Annotated in this window: 13 protein-coding genes; 3 read left to right on the plus strand and 10 right to left on the minus strand. The window is 72.8% G+C overall.

The features are described from left to right. Positions 1 to 438: 438 nt before the first annotated feature. The 3 genes from BLV05_RS24080 to BLV05_RS24090 form a co-directional block, all read right to left on the minus strand. Positions 439 to 1,845, minus strand: coding sequence for an IS1380 family transposase (locus BLV05_RS24080; protein WP_172860593.1), 1,407 nt, complete (start codon positions 1,843 to 1,845; stop codon positions 439 to 441). A 270-nt stretch (positions 1,846 to 2,115) separates the two neighbouring features. Then, entirely contained in the window at positions 2,116 to 3,216 is a 1,101-nt protein-coding gene (locus BLV05_RS24085; protein WP_082155821.1) for a TerC family protein, read from the minus strand. A gap of 237 nt (positions 3,217 to 3,453) precedes the next feature. After that, positions 3,454 to 4,422 (minus strand): helix-turn-helix domain-containing protein, encoded by a 969-nt coding sequence (locus tag BLV05_RS24090; protein ID WP_046772677.1) that lies wholly within the window; start codon positions 4,420 to 4,422, stop codon positions 3,454 to 3,456. A 153-nt stretch (positions 4,423 to 4,575) separates the two neighbouring features. On the opposite strand from BLV05_RS24090, the gene BLV05_RS24095 reads away from it, so the two are divergent. Beyond that, positions 4,576 to 8,358 carry a S8 family serine peptidase gene (locus BLV05_RS24095; RefSeq protein WP_046772676.1) on the plus strand — a complete coding sequence of 1,261 codons (3,783 nt, stop codon included), beginning with the start codon at positions 4,576 to 4,578 and terminating at the stop codon, positions 8,356 to 8,358. Positions 8,359 to 8,465: 107 nt separating this feature from the next. Here BLV05_RS24095 and uvrB read toward each other — a convergent pair whose 3' ends face one another. Beyond that, the gene (gene uvrB, locus BLV05_RS24100; protein ID WP_046772675.1) at positions 8,466 to 10,577 is read right to left on the minus strand and encodes an excinuclease ABC subunit UvrB; all 2,112 of its coding nucleotides are present in this window, start codon (positions 10,575 to 10,577) and stop codon (positions 8,466 to 8,468) included. Between the two features lie 117 nt (positions 10,578 to 10,694). On the opposite strand from uvrB, the gene BLV05_RS24105 reads away from it, so the two are divergent. After that, the gene (locus BLV05_RS24105) at positions 10,695 to 12,140 is read left to right on the plus strand and encodes an AAA family ATPase (protein WP_046772674.1); all 1,446 of its coding nucleotides are present in this window, start codon (positions 10,695 to 10,697) and stop codon (positions 12,138 to 12,140) included. A gap of 99 nt (positions 12,141 to 12,239) precedes the next feature. Here BLV05_RS24105 and coaE read toward each other — a convergent pair whose 3' ends face one another. Beyond that, the gene (gene coaE / locus BLV05_RS24110; RefSeq protein ID WP_046772673.1) at positions 12,240 to 13,418 is read right to left on the minus strand and encodes a dephospho-CoA kinase; all 1,179 of its coding nucleotides are present in this window, start codon (positions 13,416 to 13,418) and stop codon (positions 12,240 to 12,242) included. A gap of 235 nt (positions 13,419 to 13,653) precedes the next feature. Then, positions 13,654 to 14,241, minus strand: coding sequence for a TetR family transcriptional regulator (locus tag BLV05_RS24115; RefSeq protein WP_046772672.1), 588 nt, complete (start codon positions 14,239 to 14,241; stop codon positions 13,654 to 13,656). 78 nt (positions 14,242 to 14,319) lie between these two features. Here BLV05_RS24115 and BLV05_RS24120 point away from each other — a divergent pair, with 78 nt between their 5' ends. Beyond that, a complete protein-coding gene (locus tag BLV05_RS24120; protein WP_046772671.1) occupies positions 14,320 to 14,991 on the plus strand; it encodes a GOLPH3/VPS74 family protein in 672 nt (223 codons plus the stop codon). Here BLV05_RS24120 and BLV05_RS24125 read toward each other — a convergent pair. From BLV05_RS24125 to rpsA, 4 genes are all read right to left on the minus strand, one after another. Further along, on the minus strand, positions 14,988 to 15,728 hold the full coding sequence (locus BLV05_RS24125; RefSeq protein ID WP_152691110.1) for a hypothetical protein: 741 nt from the start codon (positions 15,726 to 15,728) through the stop codon (positions 14,988 to 14,990). The genes BLV05_RS24120 and BLV05_RS24125 overlap by 4 nt on opposite strands. A 94-nt stretch (positions 15,729 to 15,822) precedes the next feature. After that, a complete protein-coding gene (locus BLV05_RS24130) occupies positions 15,823 to 21,069 on the minus strand; it encodes a S8 family serine peptidase (protein WP_046772669.1) in 5,247 nt (1,748 codons plus the stop codon). Between the two features lie 192 nt (positions 21,070 to 21,261). Next, on the minus strand, positions 21,262 to 24,165 hold the full coding sequence (locus tag BLV05_RS24135; protein ID WP_052763153.1) for an ATP-binding protein: 2,904 nt from the start codon (positions 24,163 to 24,165) through the stop codon (positions 21,262 to 21,264). A 204-nt stretch (positions 24,166 to 24,369) separates the two neighbouring features. Beyond that, positions 24,370 to 25,860 carry a 30S ribosomal protein S1 gene (gene rpsA, locus BLV05_RS24140; protein ID WP_046772667.1) on the minus strand — a complete coding sequence of 497 codons (1,491 nt, stop codon included), beginning with the start codon at positions 25,858 to 25,860 and terminating at the stop codon, positions 24,370 to 24,372. Between the last annotated feature and the right edge of the window lie 145 nt (positions 25,861 to 26,005).

A 26,005-nucleotide genomic window follows, 5' to 3' on the forward strand; every position in this document is an offset into this window, starting at 1 on the left:
CGCGCGTCAGACCCAGGTTGGTGAGCGCCCGGCGTCCTGGTCTGCCGTCACGTCCTGGTTCCCAGTCACGCCACGAGCCCCGAATCCACCATTTCGCGTGACGGCAGACCACGACGTAACACCAGACCAGGACCCGCGCCGTCGTCCTCACCAGCGAAAGTCGTCCTCGATGGCAGAAACCGTCCTCGCGCCCCATCGAGGACGATCACCACTATCGAAGACGACAGCCGACATCGACGCCCGACCCGTCGCCACACCTCCCCCGTCCCCCTGATAGCTGCCCGTACTTAGCCTCGATCCGTGGAAGGGCTATCGGGTGATCTTCGCTCCTGACTGTTGATCTTGATCGGGGTCGTGGGCAGGGCTGGTCGGCTGGTCTGCCCAGCTCTTCCACGTGTCGGTGTCCGGTCGGGGCCCGGTGCGGGCGGTGGTCGACGGTCAGGCCGCCGCGGCGGGTGGCCCGGTGGCGAGCACGTGGTTCCAGAGGCGGGTCCACTGCTGGGCCCAGGGCCAGTGCGTGGGCAGGTGCAACACGCGGCGGCGTTGCGGGCGGGCCAGCCGGGCGGGCACGGTGACGATCTGTCGGCGCAGTGTCGCGCCGCGCGCGACGGCATGCCGCGGACTGGTCAGGGTGCCGGCGGCGCGGAGCAGGTTGTGGGTCATCGCGGCGCAGGTCGCCCAGGCGGCGTTCGCGGCGAACCGGCCAGACGGCAGGTGGGCCAGCGGCCCGTCGATGAGGTCGGCGAACACGGTCTCGATGATCGCGTGCGCGCGGTGGGTGATGTCCGCGTCGGCGGTCGGTTCGGTGTTGTCGGTGAAGAACGGGTGGTGCCGCCAGACCGGGAACAGTTCATCGGTCTTGGCGCGGTCGCGGACCCGGCGCACGATCAGCCGGGCGGTGACCTGGTGCTTCTTGGCCTTGGAGCCGAACGCGGTGAACGGTACTTCGGCGACGTGGGCGTCGGAGATCAACTGCCCGGTGTCCGGGTCGACGACCGCGCCGGGGTAGTGCACCGGTGTCCACGCGTCGGCGGGGATGGTCGCGATCGCCCTGCTCACCGCACGGTTCTTGGTCAGCGCCACGGAGAACCGGGCCCCCGCCCTCACGCAGGCGCCGACGACGACGCTGTTGCCGTAGGCCGAATCACCGCGGACCAGGATCTCACCCGCCGCGCCGGCGGCGCGGGCGGTCCGGATCGCCTCGGCGACCATCGTCGCCGCGCCCTTCCCGGAACCGGCCCGCCCGGCCCGTAGCCGGATCCCGGCCACCACCGGCGCACCGTGCTCGGTACTGATGCTGGTGGCCAGCGGCGACAGGCCCTTGCGGAGCACCTGCCGCCCGGCGATCTTGGTGTGCCCGAAGCTGGCGCCCTGCTTGGCGTGCCCGTAGACCGGGCGCAGCAGCGAATCGATGTCGACGAACGCCCGAGTCCCGATCCCGGGCAACAGCCCCGTCGTCGTGACGAGGCCGACCAGATGCGCCCGCGCGACCGAGGCCAACTGCAGGGCATGGCCATGGGTGAACTCCCGCAGGAACTGCCCCAGCGTGGCCGGCGCATACACGCCGCCGAACAACCGGCCCATCCCGCCGGAACGGACCACGTCCAGATCGTCGATGCAGTCCGCGCCGGCAGCCATCCCCGCCACGATCGAGGTGATCTTGCCCGCCGGGTTCACGCCGGCCGACTTCACCCTCACCGAGCCGACCGCGACCTTGGACGAGATCAGCTCGGACAGGCCAGCCTGCTCGGCCAAGGCCATCACCGGCACCAGCCCCGCGCACGACACGAGATTCTCGTCATCGAACCTCGGCATCGCCTTCGACCAGACGTGAGATAGTCGCACCGAGAGTGCCTTCCGCAGCAGTGGCGATCAGGACCTAGACAATCCAGATCCTCCCTGCACAGAAGGCACTTTCTTCGTCACCACACCGAACGACCAGCCAGCCAGTCCACGGATCGAGGCTTAGACCGGGGACGCGCGGGTCAAGTCCAAGGCCCCCACCACAGGGAACAGCAAACAGTCAGAGGCCGCGGACTTGAGGCGCGCGTTCACGGCTAAGACCATGGGCAGCAGGGGACGGCCAACTCGGCAATCCCCCCGCCAACCCTGCTGTCAGCGGCGGTCGTGGTCGGCCGCGGTGGCCTCGTTCGCCTCGTCCACCAGGTCCGCGTCGGCCGAGCCGTCCTCGACCTCGTCGCGGTCAGCACCGGCCGAGCCACCCTCCGCGACGCCGTTGCGGAGGTCCCGCCGGGATTTGAGCAGGCTCAGCACCGTCGTGACCAGCAAGGTCCCGATGATGACCGTCAGCGACAGCCAGATGGGCACCTCGGGCACGCTGTGGAACGGCTCGCCGCCGTTGACGAACGGCAGGTTGTTCTCGTGCAGGGCGTGCATGACGAGCTTCACGCCGATGAACGCGAGGATGACGGCCAGGCCGGCGGAGAGGTAGACCAGCTTCTCCAGCAGCCCGCCGATGAGGAAGTACAGCTGCCGCAGCCCCATCAGCGCGAAGATGTTCGCGGTGAAGACGATGAACGCCTCTTGCGTGAGCCCGAAGATGGCCGGGATGGAGTCGACGGCGAACAGCAGGTCGGCCGAGGCGATGGACAGGAACACGATGACCATCGGCGTGTAGAGGCGCTTGCCGTTCTCGGTGATGCGCAGCTTGACGCCGTGGTACTCCTTGGTCATCGGCAGCACCTTCTGGGCGCGGCGGACGAACGCGTTCTCGTACTCGTCGTCGTGCTCCTCGTGGTGGACCTGCTGGTTGGCCAGCCGGACCGCGGTGTACACGAGGAACGCGCCGAAGATGTAGAACACCCAGGCGAACTCGTTGATCAGCGCCGCGCCGAGCAGGATGAACACACCGCGCAGCACGATGGCCGTGAGGATGCCGAACATCAGTACCGATTGCTGGTACTTCCTGGGCACCCTGAACTGGGCCATGATGATGACGAAGATGAACAGGTTGTCGACACTGAGGCTGTACTCGGTGAGCCAGCCGGCGAAGAACTCGCCGGACGCCTGGCCGTGGCCGACGAACCCCAGGACGATGCCGAACACCACCGCGAGCCCGACGTAGAACGCCACCCACAGGCTGGCCTCGCGGATGGACGGGGCATGCGGGCGGCGCGTGACGATGAGGAGGTCGAGCACGAGTAGCAGGACGAGCACGACGAACGTGCCGACTTCGAACCACACGGGCAGGTTCAACACGAAGACAGAGTCCCCTCCGGTGAGCTGACCGCACAGCGGGCGCTGTGCGCGACCGGAGGTCTCGTCCGCCCAGGATCACCGGGCCGGAGGCACCGGGAGACTCCCCGGTGTAGGGAGCATCCGTGATGACGATGCCACCGCGTCGGGATTACTCCCCTCCACGCTGATCCCAGTATATTTCACAGCCACGGCCGCACGCGCAATTCGTTGCCCCGCCCGACGTTTCCCGCCGGTCTAGAGCACGCCGTTGCGGGCGGCCTGGAGCCCCGCCTGGAACCGCGTCCGGGCGCCCAGCCGGCCGCTGATCTCCTTGATCCGCCGCTGGACGGTGCGCTGGCTGGCGCCGACGTGCCGGGCGATCGACTGCTCCGTCAGCCCCGCGGCCAGCAGGTTCAGGATGACGCGGTCGTCGTCGACCTGGCCGTCCTGGTCGCTGGGGGCCAGCCGCAGCGGCATCGCCCGCAGCCAGGTCTCCTCGAACAGCTCGGCCAGCACGTCCAGCAGCCCGCTCGGGTGGACGACCAGCAGCTGGTCGGTGATCAGCGCGCCGGCCCGGGCCGGGATCATCGCCAGCCGGTCGTCGATCAGCAGCATCCGGGCCGGCAGCGTCGGCACGACCCGCGCCTCCTCACCAGCGGCGATGCCACCCAGCAGGTCGGCGAGCCGGCCGGGCAGGTCGACGGCGCTCTGCTCGTAGAGGACGCGGTGCCGGACGCCGGCTCGCAGCAGCTCGACCTCGATCGGGTTCGCCTCGCTGTTGACGACGCCGTACGGCGGCCGCTCCATGGCCCGGACCTGTGTGCGGGCGCTGCTGTAGACGTCGACCAGGCGGCGGGCGGTCGCGTCGGAGCCGGTGACGATCTCGACGAGGTCGCCGGGCTCGACGGCGTCGTGGCGGCGGCGGTGCCGCACGGCCAGCTCGTCGACGAGGACGCGGCTGCGCTGCAGGTCGCGCTCGCGGGCCGCCAGCGTCTCGGCGAACGCCAGCGCGGGGTCGACCAGGCGGTAAGTGGGCGGCTCCCCCGGCAGCCGGTCGGCCACGCCGCGCCGCTCGAGCCCGTCCAGCAGCTTCTCGACGGCGTCGGGCGGCAGGTCGGACGCCGCGGCGGACCCCAGCTCCGCCGCCGTCGCCGGCCGGGCGTGGTCCAGCAGGGCGAGGTAGACGGTCTGCTCCTCGTCGCTGAGGCCGAGCTGTTCCAGCATGAGCGGCTCCGGGGGTCGAGACCGCTGGCCAAAACGCGCCACTGTCGGATTTTCGCCAAAGCATAACCCTTGTCACGTTCTCCGAAACTCCGGGACGATCCGGTCACCGCATCCCTTGACGGCACGGCAGCCCGCACCCCGGAGGGCAGAGCGTTGCGCAGGTACTGGAGAGCGGCCGCGGCCGCCGTCGTCCTCACCGGTCTGGTCGCGCAGGGGATCCCTGCCGCGACCGCCGAGCTTGCCGGCCCGGCGGGGTACTCCCCACCCCTCGCCGGGCCGGCCGGCGCGGTCACCGTCACGCTGATCACCGGCGACCGCGTGCACGTCTCGACCGGGCCGGACGGCCGGCAGGCGGCCACCGTCGAGCCCGCGACGAGGGCCGACGGCACCGTCCCCGGCTTCCACGAGCAGGAGCTGGACGGGCACCTGCACATCGTCCCGGCCGACGTCGCACTGCTGGTCCCGGCCGTGCTCGACCCCGCACTGTTCGACGTCACGGCGCTGATCGAGCAGGGCTACGACGACGCGAGCAGCGACGTGCTGCCGGTGATCGTGGAGACGACGAGCGCGGGCGCGGGCGCGGCTCGTGCGGCGTCACTGCCCTCGGTCACCACGACGGACACGCTGGAGTCGATCGGCGCGGTCGCGGCGGACGTCGACAAGGACGCGGCGGCGGCGCTGGCCGACGCGCTGACCGGCACGGTCGCCCTGGACGGGGCGGGCGCGGCCGCCGGGTCGCGGGCCGCCGCCCCGCTGGCCGGCGTCGAGAAGATCTGGCTGGACCAGCCGATGAGCACGGTCGACGAGGACAGCGCGCCGCAGATCGGCGCCCCGGACGCGTGGGCCGCCGGGTTCACCGGCGCGGGCGTCACCGTCGCCGTCCTGGACACCGGTATCGACACCACGCACCCGGACCTGACCGGCAAGGTCGTCGCCGAGGCGAACTTCAGCGTCTCGGACAGCACGACCGACCGCTTCGGCCACGGCACCCACGTCGCGTCGATCGTCGCGGGCACCGGGGCCGCGTCTGACGGGCAGCGGCGCGGCATCGCCTACGAGGCCGACCTGATGAACGTCAAGGTGCTCGACGACGGCGGCTCCGGGCCGATGTCCGAGGTCATCGCCGGGATGGAGTGGGCGGTCGCGAACGGCGCCGACGTCGTCAACCTCAGCCTGGGCGTGCGCGGCGGCTACACCGACGGCACCGACCCGGCCAGCCAGGCGGTCGACCGGCTCAGCGCGTCGTCGGACGCCCTGTTCGTCATCGCGGCCGGCAACGACGGGCCGGGCGAGGGCACCGTCACGACGCCTGGCGCGGCGACGTCCGCGCTCACCGTCGGGGCCGTCGACAAGCAGGACGGGCTGGCAGGGTTCTCGTCGCGCGGCCCGCGGGCGGGCGACTTCGCGCTCAAGCCGGACGTGACGGCGCCGGGCGTCGGGATCATCGCGGCGCGGGCCGCGAACGCCGTCATCGGGACCCCGGTCGGCGACGACTACCTCGCGCTGGACGGCACCTCGATGGCGACGCCGCACGTCGCGGGCGCGGCCGCGCTGCTGCTGCAGCAGCGGCCGGAGTGGGCCGGGGCGGACCTCAAGGCGGCGCTCGCGTCGACGTCGTCGGCGTCCGAGGCGCTGACGGTGTACGAGCAGGGCGCCGGCCGCGTCGACCTCGCCCGCGCGACGTCGCAGCAGGTGTTCGCGGCGAGCGGGCCGATCGACGCCGGCTACTTCCCGTATCCGCACGACGACGCGGTGCCGGTGACGCGCACCGTCACGTATCGCAACACCGGGACCGCGCCGGTGACGCTGGCGCTGGCCGCCGAGGTCACGGACGAGGACGGGACGGCGCCCGCGGCCGGGATGGTGACGCTCGGCGCGTCGTCGGTCGTGGTGCCGGCCGGCGGGACCGCGGAGGTCGCCGTCACCGTCGACCCCGCCGCCGGCGACTACGGCCTGTACGGCGGCTGGCTGGTCGCGACCGGCCCCGACGGCGTCGGCGTGCGGACGGCGCTGGGCTTCTACAAGGAGTCCGAGCGGTACGACCTCACCGTTCACGGCATCGCCCGTGACGGCCGCCCGGCCGGCGGGATCAGCCTGGTCGACGTCGTCAATGTCGACGACACGTCGGTGTTCGCCGCGACCAGCGTCGGGTTCGTCGACGGCGCGGCGACGCTGCGGGTGCCGCCGGGCCGGTACGCCGCGATGGGCTTCGTGTTCACCTACGACGAGCCGCACGTGTTCACGACGGAGACGGCCGGGGTGTTCGCGCCGGAGTTCACTGTGTCCGGGCCGACGTCGGTGACGCTGGACGCGCGCACGACGGTGCCGATCGAGGTCGAGACCGCGGACCCGGTCGAGGCGACCAACACGATGCTGGCGTGGATGCGGTCGGACCCGGAGGGCAAGTCGTACGCCCACTCGTTCTCCGTCGGCGCGCAGCCCTCGTTCGCGTCGCCGACCGACGCGGTCAGCGTCGGCGACTTCGAGTACTACACGCAGTACTCGCTGGTCGCGCCGCTGATCCAGGTGCGGACGCTGACCCCGGTGGAGGGGCCGATCCAGGCGTCGTACGTCTCGAACTCGGCGCTGCTGGACGGGTCGTTCGAGCTGCCGCTGGTGTATGCCGGGCTGGGCCGACCCGCCGACTTCGCCGGCGTGGACGTCGAGGGTTCGATCGCGCTGATCCAGCGCGGCGAGATCACCTTCGTGGAGAAGATGCGCAACGCGGCGGCGGCCGGCGCGTCGCTCGTCATGATCTTCAACAACGTGGCCGGGCCGCTGCCGATCGCCGGCGACCCGTCGACCGTCCCGACGATGTCGATGACCCGCGAGGAGGGGCAGGCGCTGCTCGCGCTGCTGGACCAGGGGCCCGTGACGGCCGCCGTCGATGCGATCCCGGTCAGTCCCTACCTCTACGACCTCGTGCTGGTGGAGCCGGACGTCGTGCCGCCTTCCTTGGACTACGTGATCGACTCGTCCAACACCACGCGGATCGACGTCGGCTACCACAGCCATGTCGACGACCACGGGATCGGCGAGCTGCGGCACAAGTGGCGGCCGTGGGACGCGTTCTCGTTCGGTTTCCTGCGCCGGACGGTCGCGCCGCAGACGCGGGTGGAGTACGTCTCGGGCGGCGACACGGCGTGGGCGCAGTATCTCTACGGCGCATCGACCGACGCCGATCCGTTCGGGTTCCCACTGCAGTCGGCGCCGCGGACGTACGAGGCCGGGCTCGAGCTGGAGGACGCCTGGCTGCGGCAGGTGCAGGCGCCGGGCGTGCTGCCGGTCGACTTCGGCGCCGTGGACTCGGCGGCGTACCGGTCGGGTGACGACGTGACGTTACGGCTGCAGGAGTGGACCGACGGGTACGGCCACTGGGGCGGCGCGGTGCCGGGCGTGGACACGCCGTCGTTCCGGCTGTTCGCGGATGGCGCGCTGGTGGGGTCGGGTGGGCGGGCGAACGGGACGTTCGCCGTGCCGTCGTCGCCGTCGACGCTGCGGGTGGAGTTGGACGTCGCCCGGTCGGCCCCCTGGTGGCTGGCCTCGACGTCGACCTCGACCGCCTGGACCGTCGCCCGATCGTCGTCCGTCGATGCGCCGACGCCGCTCCCCCTGCTGACCCTCTCCTACGGCGTCGACGTGTCGCCCCTGAACGTCGCCGCCAAGCCGGGCGCCCAGTTCGTGGACGTCGTGGTCGGTCACCAGCCCGGCTCCGGCCCGTCGGCCCCGGTCGCCGGCGCGACGGCCTCGGTCTCGTTCGACGACGGGGCCAACTGGGCGCCGGCCCGGGTGCTGCCGCGCGGCGACGGCTCGTTCCGCGCGGTCGTCAGCCGCGTGCCCGCCTCGGCGACGCACCTGTCGCTGCGGGTCGAGGCCTGGGATCGGGACGGCAACCGGATCGAGCAGGAGGTCCTGCGCGCCTACGCCCTCGACTGACGACACCTCCCCGCCCCAGCCGAGTTGATCTTGGAGTACTTCGGCCATCTATCGGACATATCCCCCGGCAATTGCCGAACAACTCCAAGATCAACTTCGGGGAGAGGTCAGCCGACGCCGGCTTCGTGCATGCCGCGCAGTTCCTTCTTCAGCTCCGAGATCTCGTCGCGCAGCCGGGCCGCCAGCTCGAACTGCAGCTCCGTCGCGGCCGCGTGCATCTGGTCGCTGAGCTGCTGGATGAGGTCGGCGAGGTCGGCCGCGGGCATGCCGGCGAGGTCGGCGGCGTGCTTGCCGGCGCCGCCGACGCTGGCGCGGACCCCGGGCACCGGCGACTTGCCGCGGCTGGCGGCGCGACCGGACCCGCCGATGAGCGCCTCGGTGTCGGCGTCCTCGCGGGCCAGCAGCTGGGTGATGTCGCTGATCCGCTTGCGCAGCGGCGTGGGGTCGATGCCGTTGGCGCGGTTGTAGGCGACCTGCTTCTCGCGCCGCCGGTTGGTCTCGTCGATGGCGTTCTGCATGGACGGCGTGATGGTGTCGGCGTACATGTGCACCTGGCCGGACACGTTGCGGGCGGCCCGGCCGATGGTCTGGATCAGCGACGTGCCGGAGCGGAGGAAGCCCTCCTTGTCGGCGTCGAGGATACTGACCAGCGACACCTCCGGGAGGTCGAGGCCCTCGCGGAGCAGGTTGATGCCGACGAGGACGTCGAACTCGCCCGTGCGCAGCTCGCGCAGCAGCTCGATACGGCGGAGGGTGTCGACCTCGCTGTGCAGGTAGCGCACCTGGATGCCGCGTTCGAGCAGGTAGTCGGTGAGGTCTTCGGCCATCTTCTTGGTCAGCGTGGTGACGAGGACCCGCTCGTCGCGGCCGATCCGCAGCTGGATCTCGTGGATGAGGTCGTCGATCTGGCCCTTCGTGGACTTCACCACGACCTCGGGGTCGATCAGGCCGGTCGGGCGGATGATCTGCTCGACGACGCTGTCGACCTTGTCGAGCTCGTACGGGCCGGGCGTGGCCGACAGGTACACCGTCTGGCCGATGCGCTCGAGGAACTCCTCGAACCGCAGCGGCCGGTTGTCCATGGCGCTGGGCAGCCGGAACCCGTGGTCGACGAGGGTGCGCTTGCGGCTCATGTCGCCCTCGTACATGCCGCCGATCTGCGGGACGGTGACGTGCGACTCGTCGATGACCAGCAGGAAGTCGTCGGGGAAATAGTCGATGAGGCAGTTCGGCGCCGACCCGGGCTCGCGGCCGTCGAGGTGGCGCGAGTAGTTCTCGATGCCCGACGTGAACCCGACCTCGCGCATCATCTCGATGTCGTACGTCGTGCGCATGCGCAGCCGCTGCGCCTCGAGCAGCTTGCCCTGACGCTCGAACTCGGCCAGCCGCTCCTCGAGCTCGGTCTCGATGCTGTGGATGGCCCGCTCCATGCGCTCGCGCCCGGACACGTAGTGGGTGGCCGGCGCGACGTACGTCTCGCGCTCCTCGCGCATGACCTCGCCGGTGAGCGGGTGCATGGTCATGATGCGCTCGATCTCGTCGCCGAAGAACTCGACCCGGACGGCCAGCTCGTCGTACATCGGGATGATCTCGAGGGTGTCGCCACGGACCCGGAACGTGCCGCGGGTGAGGTTCTGGTCGTTGCGCGTGTACTGGACGTCGACCAGCTCGCGCAGCAGGCCCTCGCGGTTCTTCTCGTCGCCGACCTTGAGGTGCACCATGCGGTGGAGGTACTCGTCGGCCGAGCCCAGACCGTAGATGCACGACACCGTCGCCACCACGATGACGTCGCGGCGGGTCAGCAGCGACCACGTGGCCGAGTGCCGCAGCCGCTCGACCTCCTCGTTGATGGAGGAGTCCTTCTCGATGTAGGTGTCGCTCTGCGGGACGTACGCCTCGGGCTGGTAGTAGTCGTAGTACGACACGAAGTACTCGACCGCGTTGTTCGGGAACATCTCGCGCAGCTCGTTGGCGAACTGGGCGGCCAGCGTCTTGTTCGGCACCATGACCAGCGTGGGCCGCTGCAGCCGTTCGACCAGCCAGGCCGTGGTGGCGCTCTTGCCCGTGCCGGTGGCGCCGAGCAGGACGGTGTTCTTGTCGCCCTGACGGACCCGCCGCTCGAGCTCGTCGATGGCCGCCGGCTGGTCGCCGGACGGGTCCCACTCTGAGACGACCTCGAAGGGCGCCACCGTTCGGGTGATCTCACCTGCCGCACGCATGACATCGAGGGTATGCGCTCCCACCGACAAGGTCCGGGGCTACGGCTGTTCTTCCCTTCCCTTGCGGGACTACTGGCCGCCGGTACCTCGCGGTCGGTGCCCAGTAGGCTCGCAGCGATGGACGACGAAACCCGCAGGTTCGTGACCACCTTCCGCGAGTTCATGACCGAGGTCGTCAACCAGGTCCGCGCCGAGTCCGGCGACGTCCAGCCGCTGCTGCCCGTACTCGAGGAGCACCTCGGCGTCCCGCCGCGGTCCGTGCCCGTCGTCGTCGAGCAGGTGTCGCCGCTCCGGTTCGCCGACGCCGACGTCGCGCTGGAGGCGCTGGCGGCGCGGCAGGGCGGACGCCGGCTGATCGGCGTCGGCGGCGGCATGACCCGGCGGCACGCGTCGCTGGCCGAGATCATCGAGAACGCGGGCCTGCACGGCATGTTCCCCGTCGGCCCGGTCGACTACGCCCGCGTCCCCACCGGCCCCGACTCCAGCCGGCAGGTCGTCGCGTTCGGCCTGCACCTGTTCTCGTACGACGGCGTCCCACTGGTCGTCCTGCAGCGCAGCGCGCAGCCCCAGCTGGGCCGCGAGCTGCCCGAACTGGAGGTGCTGGCCGCCTCTGACGCCGTCGTGCCCGCGTTCCTGGACGAGTTGCACCGGCTCATGGCCGAGCACAGCGTGCTGCGCGGCCAGGTCGTCACATTCGCCCCGGCCGTCTTCGGCGCCAGCAACGGCGAGGTCACGTTCCTGCGCCGCCCCGAACTCACCGCCGACGACGTCGTCCTGCCCGACGGCCTGCTCGCCCGCGTCGAGCGGCACCTCACCGGCGTCGCCCGGCACCGCGACGCGCTGCGGGCGGCCGGCCAGCACCTGAAGCGCGGAGTCCTCCTCTTCGGCCCGCCCGGCACCGGCAAGACGCACACCGTCCGCTACTTCATGGCCGTGAGCCCCGGCACGACGGTGATCGTGCTGTCCGGGCGGTCGCTACGGCTCGTCCAGGTCGCCGCCGAGACCGCCCGCGCGCTCGAACCGGCCGTCGTCGTGCTGGAAGACTGCGACCTGATCGCCGAGGACCGCAGCCTCTCCGACGGGCCGCAGCCGCTGCTCTTCGAGGCGCTCGACGCCCTCGACGGCCTCGCCGACGACGCCGACGTCGCGTTCGTCCTCACCACCAACCGCGCCGACCTGCTCGAGCCCGCCCTCGCCCAACGGCCCGGCCGGGTCGACCTCGCCGCCGAGATCCCGCTGCCCGACGGTGCTTCCCGGCGGCGGCTGAACCGGCTGTACGCGCGCGACCTGCCGTTCTCGGCGTCAGCCCTGGACGAGACGGCCGAGCGGGCCGAGGGGACGACGGCCTCGTTCGCGAAGGAGCTCATGCGCCGGGCCGTCCTCGGCGCAGCCGACGCCGGCCACCCTCCGGGCGACGCCGACCTGTCCGCCGCGCTCGACGAGATGCTGAGCGACACCGAAGCGCTCAGCCGCAGCCTCTTCGGCGGCGCGACGGACGATCCCGGCGGCGGGCCGGGCGGGTTCGGCGCGGGTGGGCCGCAGCCGGGCCTGGCGCCGCTCTGACCTCACGACCGGCATCCCCAGGTTTCATCCACGATCGCCCCCACCATGACGTGGTCGGTCGCCGATGATCATGGCAGCGGCCAGAGGAGGCGGACCCCGTCAGGGCTCCCAGCCGACCTCCACCGCCCACTGCTCAGCCCTAGCCAGCGCTCCATTGACCCACGGCGTCTTCCGCATGGCGTACTCGTCCACCGACTCGTGCGGCCGGGCGGCCAAATCTCGCTTCAGCGCCGCATACTCGGCGACACCCTCAGAATGCGCCCGCAGCCAGTCGCGCAGCAGCAGCGCGTCGCGCCAGGTCGGCGACGTCACGGGGCGGATGTGGCAGTTGACGGGGCGGCCGGGGTCGGCGTTGGCGGCGATCGCCTTGTCGTGCTCGACGCCATCGCGGTCGACGTCCCACCAGCGGTCCGGCAGCCGGACCAGCCCGGCGTCGGCGAGGTCGCCGGCGAGCGCCGTCGCCGTGTCGAGGTCCGCGACGACCAGTTGCACGTCGATCACGTCCTTCGCCGGCAGCCCGGGCACCGACGTCGAGCCATGGTGGTCCGAGCGGATCAGCCGCTCCCCCGCGATCCGCCGGATCCGCGCCAGCAGCCGCTCGCCCTGCACGGCCCAGCTCGGGTCGGGTTCGGCGATGACGGCGTGCGGCGGACGCGCCGCACGGGTCCGGGTCCGCAGGTGCGCCTCGAACGGCGCCAGCCGCTGCGTCCACAGGGCGTCGACGGCGGCCTGGATATCCACAAGCGGGCCGGAGTTGTCCAGCCTGACGTCCGCCGCGGCGCGCCGCTGGTCGTCCGTCGCCTGCGCGCGGATGCGGGCCAGCGCGTCGGCCTCCGTCATCCCGCGGTCCTCGACCAGCCGGCGCAGCCGCTCGTGCTCGGGCGCGTGCACGACGATGACCAGCGGGAATCCGGCGGTCAGCCCGTTCTCGACCAGCAGCGGGATGTCCTCGACGACGACGGCGTCCGGCCCGGCCGCGTCGACCAGCTCCTGCCGGCGCCGTCCGACCAGCGGGTGCACGATCGCGTTCAGCGCGCGCCGCCGGTCCTCGTCGGCGAAGACGATCTTCCCGAGGGCGGGCCGGTCCAGGGCGCCATCGGGGGTCAGGACGCCGGGCCCGAACTCGTCGACGACGGCGGCCAGTCCCGGCGTCCCCGGCTCGACCACTTCGCGGGCGATCAGGTCCGCGTCGACGACCGTCGCGCCCCGCTCCGCCAGGCGGCGCGCCACCACCGACTTGCCGGCCCCGATCCCGCCCGTCAGCCCGACTCTCAGCACCCGACGACCCTAACGTCCGCCGGGGCTCGACGAGGGATCCCCCTGGAGGATCATGTCGATGGTCATGGGGATGAACCGGCTGCGGGCGGCGTACGTCGCGCTGGACAAGTGAGCCCACCCCGCCGTTGATCATGGAGAAACGAGGGTCCATCGGCCGTCGGAGGCCGACCTTCTCCATGATCAACGGGGCGGGCGGGGGCGGGCGCCAGCGGGCGGACGTCCGGGCGAGCGGGGGTCAGAGCAGGACGGCGGCGACGGCGTCGGCGAGGACGCCACGCTCCTGGGCCTGTTCGACCCGCTCGATCGGGACCAGCCGGCCCAGCGCGAGGCCGTCGACCACCGTGAGGAGGAGCAGGGCGTTGCGCTCCATCGTGGGCCGGTCGGCGGCGACGGCACCTTCGGCGGCGAGCACCTCGAGCCAGGCCAGCACGCGCGCCCGCGCCCGGCGGGAGATCGCCGACCACGCGAGCCGCGGCTCAGGCGCGGCGCCGGGGCCGAACGTGGCGCTGAGCGTGTCCATCCAGCGCTCCACCGCCTGCTCGGGCGGCGGCGCCGCCGGCAGCAGCTGCATCAGGCACTCGGCCAGCCGCTCGCCGGGCGGGACGGCGGTGTCGTGGATGCGCAGGTCGAGCAGCGTGTCGTCGAAGGCGGCGGCGAAGACGGCCTCGTAGAGCTCGCGCTGCGACGGGAAGTAGTAGCGCAGCGTGCTGGCGCCGACGCCGGCCCGCGCGGCCACGGCGCGCACGCTGAGGCCGGTCGCGCCCTTCTCGGCGACCAGCTCGCGCGCGGCGCGGACGATCTGCTCACGTCGCTCGCTCGGCATCCGTTCCACCTCCCGCCGATGGCACACCGTGCTACGGTCGAATCCAGGGTTGGCACAGTGTACTAACGGGGTGTGGGGATGGATCTGCTCATCGTCGAGGACTTCATGCTGCTCCTGCTCGACGACGACAGCGGCAGCCCGGCCGGCGCCGGCACGCTGCACTACTCGCTCGGCGGTGCCCTGCTCGTCGACCTGGCGCTTCAGGGGCGCATCGAGATCGAGTCCAAGGGTGTGACGGTCCTCCCCGGGCCGCCGCCGGACGACCCGCTGCTCGCGGACGCGCTGGAGAAGATCGGCGAGAAGCGCCGGAGCACCCACTCGCTGCTGTTCGTGCTCGGCCAGGGGCTCAGCGACAAGGTCACCGAACGCCTCCTCGAGCGCGGCCTGATCCGCCGCGAGCAGCGCAAGTTCCTCGGCCTGTTCCGCACCACCACCTGGCCCGCCGACGACGCCCGGCACGAGGCCGAGCTGCGCGCCGGGCTCGAGCGCGTGCTCGTCCACGGCGACGACCCGGACGCCCGGACGGCGGCGATCATCGCGCTGCTGAACTCCATCAACGTGTTGTACATCGTGGTCAGCGGCCCGGACTTCCCCTGGCGGGTCGTCGCCAAGCGGGCCTACGAGATCCAGCAGGGCGACTGGGCCGGCGACCCGGCGACCCAAGCGGTCATGACGACCAACGCCGGCATCGTCGCGGCGACCGCCAGCGCGGTGGCCGTCGCCGCCGCGACCGGCGTGGCGAACTCCTAGGGCGTCGCGGCCGGAGTCTCAGTCGCCGTCCCGGTGTCCGTCGGCCCCGGCGTCGCCGGATCCGTCGCCGTGCCCGTCCCGTCGTCGCCGAGCACGTGCGCCGCCAGGTTCACCAGCACGACCGGCTCCGCCGCGGCCGCGACCACGCCGTGGCGCAGCGTGATGACGTACGTGCGGACGTCGTCGGCGACCACGAACGACACGTCCTCGGCGTCGGACAACAGGAAGCCGTCGCGGCCGGCGACCGTCTGAGCGGTGACGAGGGCGCCCGCGGCCTGCGCGTCGTCGACGGTGGGGTCGATGCGGCCGGCGGCGGTCTCGGCGTCGGTGTAGCCGCTGACGGCGATCTCCAACGGCACCGGCGGCGGCGTGGGCGGCGGCGTCTGACCCTCCGGGGCCTCGGGGACGCCGTAGCTGCAGGTCAGGCGCCCGGTGCGGCCGGAGTCGGGCAGGAACTCGTCGTTGTAGACGCGGATCGTCTCGCCCTGCATGGGCACCTGCAGGATCTGCGCGACGTCGCCGGCGCTGGCAAGGTCGCCGCACTCCTCCGGCACGCCGGTCGTCGAGGTGGGCGACGCGGTCGGGTCCTCCGCGGCCTCGGTGCCGTCGCCCTCCGTCGGCTCCCCCGACGTGGGCACGACCGGCACCTCGGGCTCGTCGCCGTTCGAGCAGCCGGCCAGCACGAGGAGCAGCGGCAGGATCAGCGCCGCGGCTCGGCAGCGGTCTCTGCTCGTCACGTGCACACGGTAACGCCCGGCACCGCCGCACGGGCGACGGACATGCGGCGAGCCCCGCCCCCACTCCGGGGACGGGGCTCGCCGCGGGCTGTCCCTAAGGCGCGGTGACGGTGACGGTGACCGGCACCCGCACCTCCGCCGCCCCCGGGTCGTCGGTCCGCACCAGCACGGTGGCGTGGTGCGTGCCGGGTTCCAGGGCGCTCGCGTCGACGGTCAGCTCGACCGACGCCGTGCTGTCCGGCTCGACGCTCACGCCGGACTCCGCCGCGGACAGCCACGGCACGTCCGCGACGACCGTGTCGCAGCGCTCGCCCTCGACCGGCCGGAAGTACACCCCGCGGTTGGTGACGACCTGCGAGCCGTTCCAGATACTGCCGCCGACCGCCCAGATCTCCCCGCCGGTCAGCGACTCCGTGCAGCCCGCGCCGAGCCCCGCCCCGCGCTGCGGCAACGACTGGAGCGGCTGCCAGGCGCCGTCCGGCCAGCTCGCGAGCGGCAGCCGTTCGGCGGCATCGGAGTACCGGGCGGTGTCGCCCGGAATGCCGCCGCCGAGCGCGTAGATCGCCGTGTCGGTCGCGACCAGCCCGAGGTTGTACCGAGCCTGCCCGAGGTCGGGTCCGCGCTCCCACTCGCCGGTCATCATGTCGAGCCGCAGCGATGCCGACCCGGCCGCGGCCGGGGACCCGCCGACCACGTAGAGATGGTGGCCCTGCTGGGCGAACCCGGCCTGCTGCACGGCGTGCGGCATCGGCTCGAGCTGCTCCCAGGTGTTCGTGGCGGTGTCATAGACCTGGACCGCGTCGGTGGCCCGGTAGCCCTCGCCGTAACCGCCCGCGAGGTAGATCCGGCCGTCCCAGATTCCCACCGCCGCGTTGTTGACCCGCACCGGCAGGCCCGCCGCCGACCGCCGCTGGCCGGTGTTCAGGTCGTAGACCTCGTGCTGGAACCCCGGGCCGAAGTAGTTGCCGCCGCCGAGGAGGTGGACCTCGTCCACGTCACAGACCGCCACCGTGCCTCCCGCCGGTCCGGACGGGAACCGCGGCTGCTCGTCCCACCCGCTCGTGGCCGGGTCGAACACGAACCCGCGGACGTAGTCCAGCGCGACCAGCCGGTCCGCGCGGCCGTCGCAGCCGACCATGCGGATGCCGGTGTGCTGGCCGGTGTCCGGGTAGTCGACCGCCATGCGGTACCACTGCGGCGGCAGGGCCAGCTCCGTCGCGGCCGCGCTGACGGCGGGGGTCGAGCTCACGCCGGGCGCGGCGTCCGTGCCCGCCGGCCGGGCCCGCAGCTGTGCGGGCGTCTCGAGGACCTCCGCCGCGAAGCCGGTGGCCCCGGTGTTGCCCAGCGTGACCGGCACGGTGACGCTGTCGCCCGCGGCCACGGTCGCGGCCAGCTCGCCGGGCTCGACCGACGCGCACGCCACCGACTGGACCGGGTCGAGCTCTACGGACGTGACGTCGCCCGGCCGCGGCCGCAGTCCGCTCGCCGCGTCCGGCTGGTGGCCCGGGGCGGTGGCGGTCACCGTCGCCCTGCCCTCGTTCGGCAGCACCCACACCCGGGCGAGCCCGTCGGCGTCGGCCGTCGCCGTGCGGGTGTGCGACCGGGTCTCGACGGTGACGCGGGCGCCGGTCAGCGCCTGCCCCTCGGTGCCGCACCGGCCGATCGCGTCGACGTCGACGGCGAGCTCCGCGGCCCGCCGCGACGCGGTGACGTCCAGCGTCACCGGTACCGGCGCGACCGTGCCAGGAGTGTTCTCGACGACGGCGATGGAGCCCAGCTCGGTGCCCGGCCCGGCCAGCGGGGTACCGTCCAGCCGCACCGGCACAGTCACCGTCTCCCCCACAGCGAGGTCGACCTCCGTGCGGTCCAGCGTCATCCAGGGCAGGTCGCCGGTGCCGCAGGAGTCGAGCCCGGGCAGCGCCTCGCCGGACGGGTCCGTCCGCCAGCCGCGCTCGGCCGACCGCCCGCCGAACCGGAAGAGACCGCAGGCCGCGGCCGACCCGTAGGACGTCCGCGGGGCGGGCGGGAGCGACGACCACGTGTTCGTGCCCGGGTCGTAGGCGTACCCCTCATTGGTGCCGTAGTTGACCCCGTCGATCTGGATGATGCCGCCGCTGACCAGAAGGTTTCCGTTCGCGACGGTGCCCGCGGCGTCCGTCGTGGCGACCGGCATCGCGGCCACCTCGGTCCACCGGTCCGCGTCCGGGTCGTACCGGAACGTCTGGCTGGTCGGCGCGCCGGCCGTCCCGCCGGCGCAGTAGATGGCGCCGTCGATCGCGCCGCACACCGGCATGCTGATCCGTGCGGTCGGGTACGGAGCCACCTCCGTCCAGGTATCGGCGCCGGGGTCGTAGCGGAACACCGTGTTGTCGCAGCTCGGGCTGAGGTCACAGCCGCCGATCTGGTAGAACTGCCCGTCCAGCGCGACGCCGGCGCCGAACGCCCGCAGCCGCGGCGGGCCGTCGCGCAGCTCCCACCGGTCGGTGGCCGGGTCGTAGATCTCCAGCCCCGGCGCCATCTCGTTGTCGTGCGTCAGCTCGCCGTCGGTCGTGGCGCCGTCGACCACCCACCAGTCGAGGCCGCCCGCGGCGAAGATCCGTCCGTCCATCGCCGCCACCGCCGGGGCGCCCCGGCCGTAGGTCATCGGCCGCTTGCGGGTCCAGGTGTCCGTGGCCGGGTCGTAGGCGAGCAGGTAGTTGACCTCGAAGTAGTTGCCGGCGCCCGTGTAGATCTCCTGCATGCCGCCGACGCTGTAGACGACGCCGTCGATCGCCGCCGCCCCGAGGTAGTCGAGCCCGCGCTGATCGCTCCCGCCGAGGGTGAAGAACGGGGCGATGGGCTCCCAGCCGGACGAGGGGGTGACGGCGGCCGTGCCACCGCTCGACGCGGGGTCGGGCATCAGGCGGCCGGTCGGCGACGGGGTCAGCTCCACCGGCACGCGGGTGACGTCGGGCGTGTCCTCCGACGAGTCCAGCCGGGCCCGCTCGGTCAGCGTGACCGTGGTGGCGAGCGTGCCGGAGTTGGTCAGCGTGAGCGACCCCTCCGCCGACTCGCCGAACGGCGTCGTGGCGTCCAGGCCGTCGGCGGCCACCTCGATCTTCGCCGCGTCGAGGTCGACGTCGGCCCGCACGACCCCGCCGTCGACGACGTCCACCGGCACCGTCGCCGTCGGGTAGCCCGCGATCGTCACGGTGAGCTGCTGCGCGCCCGGCGGCGCGACCAGCCGGAAGAACCCGTCGTCCAGCGCATCGTCGCCGGGGGTCGGCCGGCTGTCGGTGTACTCCCAGGGCCCGCCGTCGCCGGCCACGACCTCCGCGCCGTCGATCGCGGCGCCGTCGGCCGCGGACCGCACGTGCCCCACGACCAGCCCGTACGGCGGTGGCGGCTGGCAGCCGTACGGGTCATAGCCGACCGCCTGACACCCGCCGTCGAGTGTCAGGTCGACCGGCTCGGCGCCGGCCTCGGACGTGACCTGCCGCTCCACCGGCGCGTAGCCGTACAGCTCCGACGACACCAGCAGCGTCTCGTCGCCCTCCGGCAGCCGCAGCTCGAACCGGCCGGTGACCGGATCGGTGTTGACGCGCGTCTCGGGCAGGCCGGCCACCTCCAGCTGTGCGTAGAGCGGCCAGCCGTGCACGCCGCCGTCGCGCACCGTCCCGGTCACCGTGTGCACCGGCAGCGGCGCCAGCGCGACGTCGGCGGTCACCTCGCCGCCGGCCGGCACTGTCATCGCCCGGGTGACGTCGCCGTAGCCGTACGCGGTCGCGGTCAGCGTCACGTCACCGGCGTCGACCAGCATCGAGTACCGGCCCTCGTCGTCGGTCTGCGTGCTCCGCTCGCCGACCGCGAGCGTGGCCCCCGGCAGCGGGTCGCCGGACGCCTCGTCGGTGACGACGCCGCGGACGCGGCCGGCGTCGCCCAGGGGCGCGCCGAGGACGGCGGCGAGGGCGTCCAGCTTGCCCTCGCCCCACACGTTGTTGTCGTCGGCGTCGCCGCCGCAGGTCGTGTCCTCGACGTCGCGGGCGGTGTCCTCGAGCAGGCGCGCGGTGTCGTCGACGTTGCCGCGCAGCGCCTCGGACGCCGACCACACCAGCGCGATGGCGCCCGCGACGTGCGGCGCCGCCATCGACGTGCCGTCGGCGGTCGCGTACGTCCCGCCGGGCACCGAGGAGCGCACCGCGACGCCGGGTGCCGAGACGTCCGGCTTGATCCCGCCGTCGAGCGGGCTCGGGCCGCGGCTGGAGAACGACGCGATGACCCCGTCCCGGTCGTAGGCGCCGACGCCCAGGGTGTTCCCGAAGCTGCCCGGCGCGCCCACCGTCTCGCAGGCCGGGCCGTCGTTCCCGTTGGAGAACACCGGGAAGATCCCGGCCGCGCGCCAGGCGTCGACCACGGGGCGGAAGAAGGTGTCGGTGCCGCCGCCGCTCCACGAGTTGTTCACGATGTGCGGCCGGAGCGCGGGGTCGGCGTTCTCGCCGGCCAGGTCGGTCGGGGCGAGCAGCCACTGGCCCGACGCGAGCAGGTCGGCCTCCGAGCAGAAGTCGGACGCGCAGCCCTTGGCGCTGATCCACGTCGCGCCCGGCGCCACCCCGATCTGGTTGCCGCTGCCGGTGCCGACCATGGTGCCCATGGTGTGGGTGCCGTGGCCGGTGTTGTCGCAGGGCGTCGCCGCACCGCACACACCGGTCGGGTCGAAGAAGTTGTGGTCGTGGCTGACCGAGCCGTCCGGTGCACGGCCGCGGTAGGCGGCCGCCAGCGCCGGGTGGTCGAACTGCACGCCGGAGTCGATGGACCCGATCACGACGCCCTCGCCGCGCACGCCCGCCTGCGACCACACCTGGTCCGCGCCGATGTCGGCCACGCCCCACTCCACCGCGGCGACGGCGGCGGCCGCCGCCTCGGGCTCGAGCTCGGGCAGCGGCACGGTCTCCAGCGCCGTGACGGCGGCGACCTCGGGCCGGTCCGTCACGGCCGCGAGCGCTTCGTCACCGCCGTCGTGCACGACGATCGAGTTGCTGATCCAGTACGACGTGAACGTCGCGCCCTGGCCGGTCAGGGCCTCGACGACCTCCGCCTGGGTGTCCTCGGCCGTGCTCTGCAGGGCGTCCACCACGAACGCGCCGCGCTCGGCCCAGTCGTCGATCGACTCCGCCTCGCGGAGGTCGGCCTGCTCCTCGAACTCGACGACGAAGTCCGCGGTGTGGCCGGACGCGATCGTCGAGCGCACCTCCGCGGCAACGTCCGGCTCGGGTGGGACCTCGGCGGCCTGTGGCGCCGTCCAGGACACCAGGGATGTCAGCAGCGCGACGGCTGGCACCGCCGCGACGAACCGTAGCCTCATCGGAGGACCTCCAGGTCAGGGGGGTTACCCGGCGACGAGACTCACAACGGCACCCAGTCGTCGGGGTCGGCGGGTCCCGCCGGCTCCTCGTCGGGCTGCGCCTCGTCGTCGTCCGGCACCTCATCGGCCGGTTCCGGCGGCGGGGTCGTCTCGTCCATGGGCCACACCCTGCCGACGCGCGCCCGGTGATAGCTATGGCAGAACGCCGTACTCTTTGCCCAGCAGCCGTACCAGGTCGGTGCGCGAACGCACCCGCAGCTTGCGCTTGATCGCCGCCATGTGTTTGTCGACGGTGAACGCGGAGACGAACAGCGCGGCGGCGATCTCCTTGTTCGTCCGCCCGCTCGCGGCCAGTTCCGCCACCTGCCGCTCCCGCGGGGAGAGCTCCGTTCCGTAGCCGCGACGGCCGCCGCGGTGGCGGGCGGGCAGCGCCACGTCGTGCCGTCGGGCCAGGCCGGCCGCGCGGTCGGCGTCGCCCGCCGCGCCGAGCCGCTGGTACGCCGCGGCGGCCTCGCGCAGCAGCGGCCCGCCACGGTGGACGTCACCGGCGGCGAGCCGGGCAGCGGCGGCGGCCTCGCGAGCCCGGGCCGCCTCGTACGGCGCGGGCAGCGTGTCGTACTGCTCGGCGGCCGCGACGAGGTCGTCCGCGCTGCCGGCCAGCAGGCCGCGGGCGTGGGCCAGCGCGGGATCGGCCAGCGGGGCGTCCAGCTCGCGCAGTTCCGCGGCGGCCCGATCGGCGAACCGCTCCGCCTCGGCACGCAGGTCCGCGGCGAGCAGCGTCTCGACGGCGACGGGCACGGCCCAGCCGGCCGGCGCCCACAATCCCTTGGCGTCCAGCACGCCGAGCAGGGTGCGGATGCGGGTCAGCGCCGCGGGTACGTCGCCGCGGGCCAGCCCGGCCCGGGCCCACGCGGTGGCGGCCAACGGCACGATCTCGTAGGCGCCGATCTCGACGGCCAGCTCGGTGACCCGCCGCAGCAGCGCCTCTCCCCCGTCGACGTCGCCGCCCGCGACGGCCAGGGCGCCGGCCACCAGCTCGAGGTCGAGCCGGCTGGTCGCGTAGTCGGCGACGTCGGCCAGCGCCGCGTCGACCTCGCCGGCCAGACCGTCCCACCGCCCGGCGCCGTAGCTCAGGACCGCCAGCCCACCGCGCAGCATGACCTCCAGCCGGCGGTTCTGCTGGGCGGCCTCGCTGCGCAGACCCGCGGCGAGCATGCGGTCCGCGGTCGTGAGGTGGCCGAGGTAGCTCGCGGCGACGCCGAGCGAGCAGTAGGCGCTGGCCTCCCGTCGCTGCCGCGGCCGGCCGCCGGTCAGCGCCTCGACCCGCTCGGCGACGGCGCGCCAGGATCGGTCGCCGCCCTCCATCAGGCTGGCGCCGGCCTTGCCCAGCACGAAGATCTTCAGGAGCCGGTCGTCGACCCCCTCGACCAGCTCGACCGCCCGCGTCATCCAGTACACCGACTCCGACGTCGGGACGTCCGACGGGATGGTGACGCCCAGCCCCACCATCGCCCAGGTCCGCAGGTCCGGACGGTGCTCCAGCTCGGGCAGTGCGTCGGGGAAGAGCTGTCGCTGGCCGGCCGGATCCTCGCCGGCCTGGCCGAGGATGACGGCGAGCAGGAACCGCAGCTCGCCCCGTGCCGTCCCGGGGACGTCCAGGTCGAGCACCGCGCGCAGCGGCTCGATCACGTCGCGGGCGTGCAGAGTGTCCAGCGCGGCCCAGCCCAGGTCGACGGCGACGGCGGCCCGCCGCGACGGCGGCAGGTCGGCCTGGCGTAGCACGTCGGCCAGCAGCCGGACCGCCTCGTCCTCGTCGCCCAGCCGGGCGGCCTGAGCGGCCGCCCGCACGGCGGCGTCGGCCCACTCGGTGAACCGGCCGGCGCTGCGCAGGTGGTGGGCGACCTGACCCAGCGGGACCGGCGACTGCTCGCCCAGCGCGTCGGCCGCCCGGCTGTGCAGCGCGATGCGGCGGGCGGCGTTGAGGTCGTCGTACACCGCCTGCGCGGCCAGCGCGTGCCGGAACCCGAACCGTCCGTCCGTCTCGGCCAGCACGCCGTGGGCGACGGCCTGGGCCAGCGCATCGAGCAGGCGGTCGCCGCTGCCGTCGTCGCCGCCGTCGCCCGGCGCGGTCATCGCGGCGAGGACGGCCGGGACAGCGGGGGTGCGCAGCACCGCGACGGCGTCGACCAGGCGCCGTGCCCCGGCCGGCAGCCGGTCCACCCGCTCGACGGTGGAGTCGCGGATGCTGCGCGGGACCTCCAGCCGGGCCAGCGTCCGGCGCGCCCACCGATCGCCCCGGTGCATCACCTCGCCGCGCTCGCGGAACAGCGCGAGCACCTCCTCGACGGCGAACGGGAGGCCGGACGTGCCCTCCCACAGGTAGCGGGTGAACTCCTCCGACACCTGGTCGGCGTCGAGGATGGCGCCGGCCAGCAGGCCGGTCCGGGCCTCGTCCAGCGGGGCGAGCACGACGTGCGCCCGCGCCGTGCCGGCCGGTGGCTTCGCCGTCAACGCCCGCACGCCGGCGTCGGCGTCCTCGCCGCGGTAGGTCAGCACCAGCGTCAGGTCCGCCGGCATATCGGCCAGCAGATAGGCGACGAAGTCGGCCGTCTGCTCGTCCACCCAGTGCAGGTCCTCGAGCACCAGCACCGCGGGCGAGACCGCGGTCAGCAGCGCGGCCAGGCCGCGGAACACCAGGTGCCGCTGCGCGACCCGGTCGTCCAGCGGCTCCGGCGCCGGCGGCAGCCACGCGGCGAGCTCCGGCAGCAGCGGGCGGAGGGCTCCGGCCACGGTGCTCACCGGGCGTCCGCGCAGTTCCTCGCCCACACCCCGCAGCGCCTCGAGCACCGGACCGAGCGGGAACGACTCCCGAATGGGGTGACAACGGCCGACCATGATCCACCGGCCGGCGGTCCCGGGGCCGGCCAGCCACTCCGTCACCAGCCGGGTCTTGCCGACCCCGGCCTCGCCCTCGATCGACACGACCGCCGGCGGCGCCGACCCGGCGGCGGCGAGCTGCGACAACTCCCTCGACCGGCCGACCATGGCCGGCGCGACGACCCGTCCGCGCCCGTCGTCCACCGTGCTCTCACCCACGCGACCGCCTCCGGGGAATGGACGACGAGCCCCCATGCTCAACCGGCCTGACTACGTGTCTCGACAGTAGTGACAACGTATACGGCGGCGCCGCGTGCGCACCAGCCGTCGCGGCCGGATCGACCCTGGACGCGCCGAAGCCCCGGCCCGCACACCACTTGGGTGCGCGGGGCCGGGGCTTCGGTCAGGTGCTGACCGGCTGGATCAGTTGCCGGTGAGCTTCTCGCGAAGCGCCTGGAGCGCTTCGTCGGACGCCAGCGTGCCGGCGCCCTCTTCGTCCTCGCTCGCGCCGCCGGAGGAGTAGGTGGACGGGCTGTCGGCCTTCGCCTCGGCGTCGGCCTCCTGCGCGCTCTCGATCTGGGACTTGTGCGCTTCCCAGCGAGCGTGGGCCTCGGCGTACTGCCGCTCCCACTCCTCACGCTGCTTCTCGTAGCCCTCGAGCCAGTCGTTGGTCTCGGGGTCGAAGCCCTCGGGGTACTTGTAGTTCCCCTCGGCGTCGTAGTCGGCGGCCATGCCGTACAGCGTCGGGTCGAAGTGCTCGCTGACGTGCGCGGCGGTGTCGCCCTCGTTGGCCTGCTTCAGCGACAGCGAGATGCGTCGACGCTCGAGGTCGATGTCGATGACCTTGACCATGACGTCCTTGCCGACGGTGACGACCTGCTCGGGCACCTCGACGTGGCGCTCGGCCAGCTCGGAGATGTGCACGAGGCCCTCGATGCCGTCCTCGACGCGAACGAACGCGCCGAACGGGACGAGCTTGGTGACCTTGCCGGGCACGATCTGGCCGATCTGGTGGATCCGGGCGAACTGCTGCCACGGGTCCTCGAGGGTGGCCTTGAGCGACAGGGACACGCGCTCGCGGTCCATGTCGACGTCGAGCACCTCGACGGTGACCTCCTGGCCGACCTCGACCACCTCGGAGGGGTGGTCGATGTGCTTCCAGGAGAGCTCCGAGACGTGCACCAGGCCGTCGACGCCGCCGAGATCGACGAACGCGCCGAAGTTGACGATCGAGGAGACCACGCCGGAGCGGATCTGCCCCTTCTGCAGCGTCTGCAGGAAGGTCGACCGGACCTCGGACTGGGTCTGCTCGAGCCACGCCCGGCGGGACAGGACCACGTTGTTACGGTTCTTGTCCAGCTCGATGATCTTGGCCTCGATCTCCTTGCCGACGTACGGCTGGAGGTCGCGGACCCGGCGCATCTCGACCAGCGATGCCGGCAGGAAGCCACGGAGACCGATGTCGAGGATGAGTCCGCCCTTGACAACCTCGATGACGGTGCCCGAAACGACGCCGTCGGCCTCTTTGATCTCCTCGATCTTGCCCCAGGCGCGCTCGTACTGAGCGCGCTTCTTGGACAGGATCAGGCGGCCTTCCTTGTCCTCCTTCTGAAGGACGAGGGCCTCGACGTCGTCCCCGACGGTCACGACCTCAGACGGGTCGACATCGTGCTTGATGGACAGCTCACGCGAGGGGATGACGCCCTCGGTCTTGTAGCCGATGTCGAGCAGGACTTCGTCCCGGTCGACCTTGACGACGGTACCGGAGACGATATCGCCGTCATTGAAGTACTTGATGGTCTCGTCGATCGCGGCGAGGAAGTCTTCCTCGGACCCGATGTCGTTGACCGCGACCTGCGTGGTCGTCCTGGGGGCCGTCGAGGTAGGCGCCTCGGCCTCGATGCTGCTCGTCATGTGGAAGGGGACTCCGGACAAGGTTCGGTGGTAGCTTGCGCGCCAGGACCCTTGGATCGCTGTGCCATCACCGACCAGGTTCTGGATCCCCTGTGCCGCCAACCGACAATAACGAGCGCGAGCCTGCTCCGTCCGAGGTTCACAC

Source organism: Jiangella alkaliphila (genome assembly GCF_900105925.1).
GTDB lineage: Bacteria > Actinomycetota > Actinomycetes > Jiangellales > Jiangellaceae > Jiangella > Jiangella alkaliphila.

Excerpts from the sequence above, each read along its gene's own strand:
- BLV05_RS24090 (WP_046772677.1), bottom strand. The coding sequence starts at position 4,422 with ATGCTGGAACAGCTCGGCCTCAGCGACGAGGAGCAGACCGTCTACCTC.
- uvrB (WP_046772675.1), bottom strand. The coding sequence starts at position 10,577 with ATGCGTGCGGCAGGTGAGATCACCCGAACGGTGGCGCCCTTCGAGGTC.
- BLV05_RS24105 (WP_046772674.1), top strand. The coding sequence starts at position 10,695 with ATGGACGACGAAACCCGCAGGTTCGTGACCACCTTCCGCGAGTTCATG.
- BLV05_RS24115 (WP_046772672.1), bottom strand. The coding sequence starts at position 14,241 with ATGCCGAGCGAGCGACGTGAGCAGATCGTCCGCGCCGCGCGCGAGCTG.
- BLV05_RS24120 (WP_046772671.1), top strand. The coding sequence starts at position 14,320 with ATGGATCTGCTCATCGTCGAGGACTTCATGCTGCTCCTGCTCGACGAC.
- BLV05_RS24130 (WP_046772669.1), bottom strand. The coding sequence starts at position 21,069 with ATGAGGCTACGGTTCGTCGCGGCGGTGCCAGCCGTCGCGCTGCTGACA.
- rpsA (WP_046772667.1), bottom strand. The coding sequence starts at position 25,860 with ATGACGAGCAGCATCGAGGCCGAGGCGCCTACCTCGACGGCCCCCAGG.